At 60.8% G+C, this 5,994-nt stretch carries 10 protein-coding genes and 2 tRNA genes; 5 read left to right on the top strand and 7 right to left on the bottom strand.

Annotation, left to right across the window (positions count from 1 at the left end; translation table 11 throughout):
* The 4 genes from EOA22_RS22000 to EOA22_RS22015 form a co-directional block, all read right to left on the bottom strand.
* A partial coding sequence (locus EOA22_RS22000) for an SLC13 family permease (protein WP_281040775.1) occupies positions 1–346 on the bottom strand: 346 nt, incomplete at its 3' end.
* Positions 347–498: 152 nt separating this feature from the next.
* Entirely contained in the window at positions 499–1,461 is a 963-nt protein-coding gene (locus EOA22_RS22005; RefSeq protein ID WP_013532434.1) for a glycosyltransferase, read from the bottom strand.
* Between the two features lie 287 nt (positions 1,462–1,748).
* Positions 1,749–2,537, bottom strand: coding sequence for a GGDEF domain-containing protein (locus EOA22_RS22010; RefSeq protein ID WP_127390216.1), 789 nt, complete (start codon positions 2,535–2,537; stop codon positions 1,749–1,751).
* 258 nt (positions 2,538–2,795) lie between these two features.
* Entirely contained in the window at positions 2,796–3,017 is a 222-nt protein-coding gene (locus EOA22_RS22015) for a hypothetical protein (RefSeq protein ID WP_013532436.1), read from the bottom strand.
* 179 nt (positions 3,018–3,196) lie between these two features.
* Between EOA22_RS22015 and EOA22_RS22020 the strand changes: the two genes are divergently transcribed.
* Genes EOA22_RS22020 through EOA22_RS22030 form a run of 3 tightly spaced genes read left to right on the top strand, consistent with a single transcriptional unit; the run spans position 3,197 to position 4,110 of the window.
* Positions 3,197–3,511, top strand: coding sequence for a hypothetical protein (locus EOA22_RS22020; RefSeq protein WP_244514287.1), 315 nt, complete (start codon positions 3,197–3,199; stop codon positions 3,509–3,511).
* Positions 3,508–3,789, top strand: coding sequence for a helix-turn-helix transcriptional regulator (locus EOA22_RS22025; protein WP_013532438.1), 282 nt, complete (start codon positions 3,508–3,510; stop codon positions 3,787–3,789). Before EOA22_RS22020 ends, EOA22_RS22025 begins: the two co-directional genes overlap by 4 nt.
* Positions 3,790–3,828: 39 nt before the next feature.
* Positions 3,829–4,110 (top strand): hypothetical protein, encoded by a 282-nt coding sequence (locus EOA22_RS22030; RefSeq protein ID WP_013532439.1) that lies wholly within the window; start codon positions 3,829–3,831, stop codon positions 4,108–4,110.
* 86 nt (positions 4,111–4,196) lie between these two features.
* Here the strand turns inward: EOA22_RS22030 and EOA22_RS22035 are convergent.
* Both EOA22_RS22035 and EOA22_RS22040 read right to left on the bottom strand, forming a co-directional pair.
* Positions 4,197–4,273 (bottom strand) — tRNA-Arg (locus tag EOA22_RS22035).
* A gap of 47 nt (positions 4,274–4,320) precedes the next feature.
* Complete coding sequence (locus EOA22_RS22040) at positions 4,321–4,626, bottom strand: ETC complex I subunit (protein WP_013532440.1); 306 nt, start codon at positions 4,624–4,626, stop codon at positions 4,321–4,323.
* Positions 4,627–4,766: 140 nt separating this feature from the next.
* Here EOA22_RS22040 and EOA22_RS22045 point away from each other — a divergent pair.
* A tRNA-Pro gene (locus tag EOA22_RS22045) sits at positions 4,767–4,843 on the top strand.
* 102 nt (positions 4,844–4,945) lie between these two features.
* A complete protein-coding gene (locus EOA22_RS22050; RefSeq protein ID WP_013532441.1) occupies positions 4,946–5,227 on the top strand; it encodes a hypothetical protein in 282 nt (93 codons plus the stop codon).
* A gap of 36 nt (positions 5,228–5,263) precedes the next feature.
* On the opposite strand, the gene hdaA is transcribed toward EOA22_RS22050, so the two are convergent.
* Positions 5,264–5,968, bottom strand: coding sequence for a DnaA regulatory inactivator HdaA (gene hdaA, locus EOA22_RS22055; RefSeq protein ID WP_013532442.1), 705 nt, complete (start codon positions 5,966–5,968; stop codon positions 5,264–5,266).
* Positions 5,969–5,994 lie beyond the last annotated feature (26 nt).

Below are 5,994 nucleotides of genomic sequence, written 5' to 3' on the forward strand. Positions count from 1 at the left end.
CGTTGACCAGGAAGGCGGACAACACGCCGGTCAGCAGCGTCACCATCACCAAGAGCATGAAGGGCGCATGCGCGTGCTCGATGGCGACGGCGCCAAGGCCACGAAAGGCGCCCGACACTTTTAAATGCGCCACCACAATCATCATGCCGAGCAGAAGCGTGATGGTATCGAAATTGATCGCCCGGTACGCATCCTCCATGCTGAGCGCGCCGATGGCGATCATCGCGGCCCCGCCGAGAAGCGCGATCCCTGCCCGGTCGAGGCGCAGGCCGGGGATGCGGCCAATGGCGACACCGGCGTAAGTCAGGATCAGGATCAGCAGTGCCGCCGCGCCCATCAAAGTCATCGATAAGAAGTCCTGCCCAGTCTGTGGCACGCCGCTGGCTGTCGGCCCCATTCGTCCGCTTTGCGTGCCTGCTTTAGCGCGATGTCGAGATCGATGACAGCGGGCATGTTGTTGCGCCAAGGATGTCCCATGGCCCAAAGGATGACGTGCAGCTAACGCAGGTAGAAATCCAGCCTCTGTCGCACAGCTTGGGAAGAATAGGTCTGCTCGACGGTCTGCCGTGCCTTGAGGCCCACTGCCGCCCGCAGCGCCGGGTCGGCTTTGAGATCGGCCAGGATGCGCGCCGCCTGCTGCGTCGTTTCGAACAAGAAACCGTTTTCGCCATGCCTGATATGGTCGGAATAACCGCCATATGAATGGCAGACCACGGGCAACCCGCAGGCCATCGCCTCGAACACCACGCGACCGAAGGTTTCCATATGCCAACCGGTGCGATAATAAAACACGTCGAGCGTCTGCAGAAACTCTTCGGCGGAAAATTGGCCGGGTGGGAACAGTTCGAGTTGCGGATGCGGCATGAGGCTGTCCTTGAGCCCTATCCCTCCCTGTATCCGCAAGGCTGTACCTTCGGCCAGCAATGTCTTGTAGAGGGGTATGTCATCGGGATGATGTTTGCCCGGCCCATCGCGGCTCAAGCGTCCGACGGTGAAGGGACGATCCGAACCCAGACGCCGTGGTGAAAAACGTTCGATATCGATCGGAGACGGATGCACGGTGCCATCGACTTGGAGCATCCGTCTCTGAAAATCGGAAATCAGCACCAGTTCGGCGTCGGGCCAGTTCAGCATGCGGGGCATGCGTCTCGTCAGCGAGATGATTTTCGGGTGAAAGGTATTGAAGACATAGATCAGCCGGCGCGGCCGCGGGATCAGGTAAGGCCATATCTTGTTGCGCCAATGAGAGCCGAGAAAGACGTAGGTACCGCCATTCGGTACATCCCACTTCGACAGCGAGACGCGGCGAATCGGGAAATTCCGCATCAACTCGCCGGACACGCTGGAGGAGGTTGCCCACAGATGCACCTCGGAATCGACACTCAACAACCGGTACAGTTCCAGAGCTTCAAGGTCACTGCCACCGAAGGGGTCCTGAAAGCCGTTGAACAAATGGATCATAATAGCTGTGTTTACCTGACCGTTTCCGCATATGTTCGCCAGCATCAAAAATCATGATCGCTGTCGGCCGGAACGCTTGGAAACTCAGAGTCAAAACCGTTTCTGCCGACAACGAAAATCGCCAACGCGGGGGAGTATACCGGCAAGCGGTTGCAGTCCATGGCCCATCGAGCCGGCATGCTATCCGTAAGGATCGGATTCCTTGCGGCTGATTATAAGCATTTGGAAACATAGAAGGAGCGTCTGTTTCGAGAGCTTCCCGATCAGCCTTCTGCAAGTTTCTGCCATCAATGCACGGTGGCGACGCCGGGCGCAGGCGCCGGAGACGTTCCGGCCGGATCGAAGCTGACTTGATCGCGTCCGTTCGACTTGGCCGTGTAAAGCCTTCTGTCGGCAGCGGAGAAAATTTCCTCATAGGTGATCGGGCCGGTAAAGCTTGTGCCGCCGATGCTGACGGAAAGCGGACAAGGCCTGCCGCCGGGTGAGAATTCCATCTCCCTGATACGCCGGCGGATGCTTTCGGCAACCACCCAGGATTGCGAGGGATCCACGCCGGGCAGAAACACGCCGAATTCTTCGCCGCCGATGCGGCCGACGATATCGCTGCCACGCAGTTGCCCCTTGATCGCCTGCGCTATCAGTTTGAGGGCCTGATCGCCGCAATCATGGCCCAGGCGGTCATTGATCGACTTGAAGTGGTCGGCGTCGATGATCAGCAGCGCCCCCGAACGGGTCTGCTCCTGCTTGCGGGTCTGCTCGAGATAGGCTTCGACCAGCATCGAGAAGGCGCCACGGTTCAGCACCGCCGTCAGGCTGTCGGTCGCGGCGATGACGCTGAGATCGCGCTGCGCGATGGCCAGCTGGCGAATCTTCCACATCAGGAAAAACAGAAACGAGCCGCCCAGCACCAAAGTCCGAATAAGGACGGTCATCTGCGCCCGCCACACGGCCTCGGGCGAAAGATAGGGAAAATTGAAGGAATCGACGAAGAACGCCACGGCAATGAAGAATGCCGTACCGACTGCCGTGACAGCGATCACCCTGCCCCAGCTCGTCGGCGACAGATCGAGCTTCATCGCGTCCACTCCGTTAGCCGTCGCTACTATGACGCACCAACCCAAACAAATTGATAAGACTTTCCCTCCAATTCGATGTCGGCGGCGGAATCAAATCCACCGGCCAACCAGCCCCTGCCTATGACTTGCGACAGACGCTTGGGCAGACGCCACAGGACGGCCGCTGGAAAGCAGCCATCCTGTTTCAAAGTGTGAAGGCGTGGGCCAATTGCCGGCCGGGCAAGGGCAAAACGGCGCGCGAAGCCAGATCGCCCGTCGTCAGTTGAGCGTCGGTTCACCCAGCGCATCGACGACAAAGGATGCCGCGATCAGGTCGTCGGCATCGAGACGCAGGGAGCCTCCGTCGCCTCCCATGGCTGAAGCCACTTTTTGAAAGGTCTTCATTTCGTATTCCGTGATCCGGGCGTCCTGCATCCTGGCCCTGAGATCGGCAATGCGCCGATCGAGGGCCGAAGATATCCCTATTTCTCGCTTCGACATGGCAACACTCCTCCCCACCCTTGTTTGCCTCCCGCCTGTCCACTTTTATATGAGGGTCCGCGAATACAGCGGGCCGAACGCGCCGTGCGCGGGAAGGTTCCGAAAAGGCCGAGTAACGAAATAATACGCTGGCGCCGAGCCACGCCCGCGGACTTTTCTATATCAGACGCAGCTAATCCTTGACGCCGGCAGATGCCGCCCCAGAATCAGAGCATGGCAATAAAGTCGGCGACGAGGTGGCGGTCATGGCGACGGTGCTGAAGCGCGTCACGAAGGACCGCGTCAGCGTGTCGATCCCCGGTCTTCCGCATTCGGTCATTGATCCGGCAACCAGGCTGACCAGGGGCCAGCAGATGGAATTATCCGGCGACGTTAAGCGGATCGACGGCGACAAGGTCACGGTGTCGCTCGGGACAATGGTCACGGTGGATCTGGACAAGGCGGGCCTGGTGCAAAGCCGTGTCCCACCGAAGCGAAGGACCGTCAGGATGTGAACAAGCGAAGCGCCACCGTCTCAGGGACCCAACCCCTTACACCCCAGCAGTGCAGAGCTGCACGAGCGATCCTGAAGTGGTCGCAGGTGCGACTCGCCGCGAAGTGCGGCCTCAGCGAAGGAACGATTGGCAGTTTTGAGAGCGGGCGAAGGATTCCCAGTCCCGCCAAGCTGGCTGCCATCCGTCGAGGCTTGGAGGCAGCGGGCGTGGTTTTCATCGATCAGAAGACCGCAGTGACAAAGAGCGGTCCGCCTCGCGAAACTATTAGTGGAACATAATTTAGACATCGCTGTTAGGCCGTAAATGGGAGGCGCGCGATGTCACAACATGAAATCGGCATTGTTTCGGACTGGTCGAAATTGGTGGCGGACGATCCTCTGATCGCCGCCGATATAATCCAGCGCCTTTCTGTGCGCGCTTGCAATGACAACGCTGCCACCGCCGCCGACGTCCCGTCGCCCGGCACCGAAACATTTCGGGGTCCCGACATAACCAGCCTCGCAACACCCACCGAGTATCCTCGGCCGATCGTGCTCCTAGCGACGATCTATGCGTCGACGGTCCTGGGGGTAACGCTGCTTCTGGCGGCGGCGGTCTGAGCGCACGAGGCCTGATACCGCTCTCTGAAAGCCCGTGTCTCCGGTATAAACCGTAACCTATGTGTCCGGAACGGACCGAAAGGCTTTGGCGATCCCGACAGGATTCGAACCTGTGACCATCGGCTTAGAAGGCCGGTGCTCTATCCAGCTGAGCTACGGGACCGCTGGCCGGCCCTTGGGCCGGCTGGATATTCTGGCGCCGGGCGCCGTTCAATGCGTCCAGGGCGTCCTGCGGTCATAGCGGAAATTCTCCGCATAGGAAATCTGGCGGCGCTTGGTCTCTTTCGGCTCTTCGACGCGGAAAGCGAGCCCTTGCTTTTCGGCGTAGGCGACCGCCTCTTCGCGCGTGTCGAAGCTAAGCCTGATCTGGCTTCTCATGTCTGCCGACGTCGTATAGCCCATCAGCGGGTCGATCTTCTTGCGCGACTCGGGATCGAATTCCAGCACCCAGTAACCGGTCTTGGCCTTGCCGGACTGCATCGCGGTTTTGGCTGGGCTGAAAATGCGCGCGGACATGGCCACCTCGTTGTTGTGCAAGGCAGCATCGCCACCCTTCGCCCGTCATTACTGCGCAATGCGCACGGCGGCAAGGTTTTTGCTCTCGCAGGTTTTTGCACTTGCCATGCACCACCGAAATGAATAGGCAACAGACCGTTCGGAGTGTAGCGCAGCCTGGTAGCGCATCTGGTTTGGGACCAGAGGGTCGGGAGTTCGAATCTCTCCACTCCGACCATCCCCCCACAGCCCAATGCCCGGCGCAGCCATACGGTTCACTTGCTGCGGCACCGGCCGTGTGTCCGGCAGCCGCGGGCGGTTCGGCAAACAGGGGGGTCAGATGCTTGGAATCGATGCCTGGGTGTCGCTTTTCGGACCGGCCTACTTTGCCTATGCCGGCATAACGGTTCCGGTCATGGTGACGTGGGCAATTGCCTGCGCCGCACTGGCGATGTGGAATAACCGTGAAAGCCGCAGACAGGCGAGGCAGGCCCCGGGCGCCGTGGTCTCCCGCTCCTGGCGTGTCAGTATCGGGATGTTTGTGCTGGTCGCCGCCGGCTATATCGCCGCTCACTCTGCCGTCTATCTCGCAGTCCGTCATTTCGCCAGAATGTGGCTCTGATCGCCAGAATGTGGCTCTGAGACCGGCCTCTCAGGCTCAGATCTCGAACTCGCCCTGCCCTTCATCCATGGCACTGACGGTTTCGGCTGCCAGCGCCCTGGTGATCGGCGTCTTGCGTTCGAGCGCGGTCCGGTCGAGCCGCTCCACCACGCGCATCGCTGTCGCCAGCGAGCGCTCGATGCGGCGGACCAGATATTGCACGACATGCGGTTCGACCTCGATCTGACGGTCGGCGAAGAGTTTTGTGATGACGCCTGCCAGCAGGAGATCGTCGGGCTCATGAATTTCGACTGTCGCAGCCGCCTTCAGCCGCGAGGCAAGATCAGGCAGGCCAACACCCCAGGCCGAGGGAAAGCGGCGCGCCGTCAGAAGCAGTTGCGAGCCGGCACCACGCACCGCATTGATCAGATGGAACAGGCCTTGTTCGTCAACCGTCCCGGTATCGACATCGTCGATCAGCGCCGGCCGCGCGCCGAGATTGGCGATGCTGTCGCCGATGCGCCTGGCGTCGACCGCCGCCGCATTGGCACGCGCGCGCCAGATCGAGGCCAGATGCGTCTTGCCAGAACCCGCGGGACCGGCCAGCACCACCACCGGCGATGGCCAGTCCGGCCAGCGGTCGACCAGCGCAACCGCCTGGTTGTTGGTGCCGGAGACGACGAGTTCGTCACGCGAATAGCCGGTGCCATGGCCGAGGTCGAGCGGCAACTGGCGCGGCGGGTCGGTTGGCTGGGCAGTCACTTCAGCGACGCGGTTGCGTGCGGTGG

Origin of the sequence: Mesorhizobium sp. M7A.F.Ca.US.014.04.1.1 (assembly GCF_003998745.1) — a bacterium.
Lineage (GTDB): Bacteria > Pseudomonadota > Alphaproteobacteria > Rhizobiales > Rhizobiaceae > Mesorhizobium > Mesorhizobium ciceri.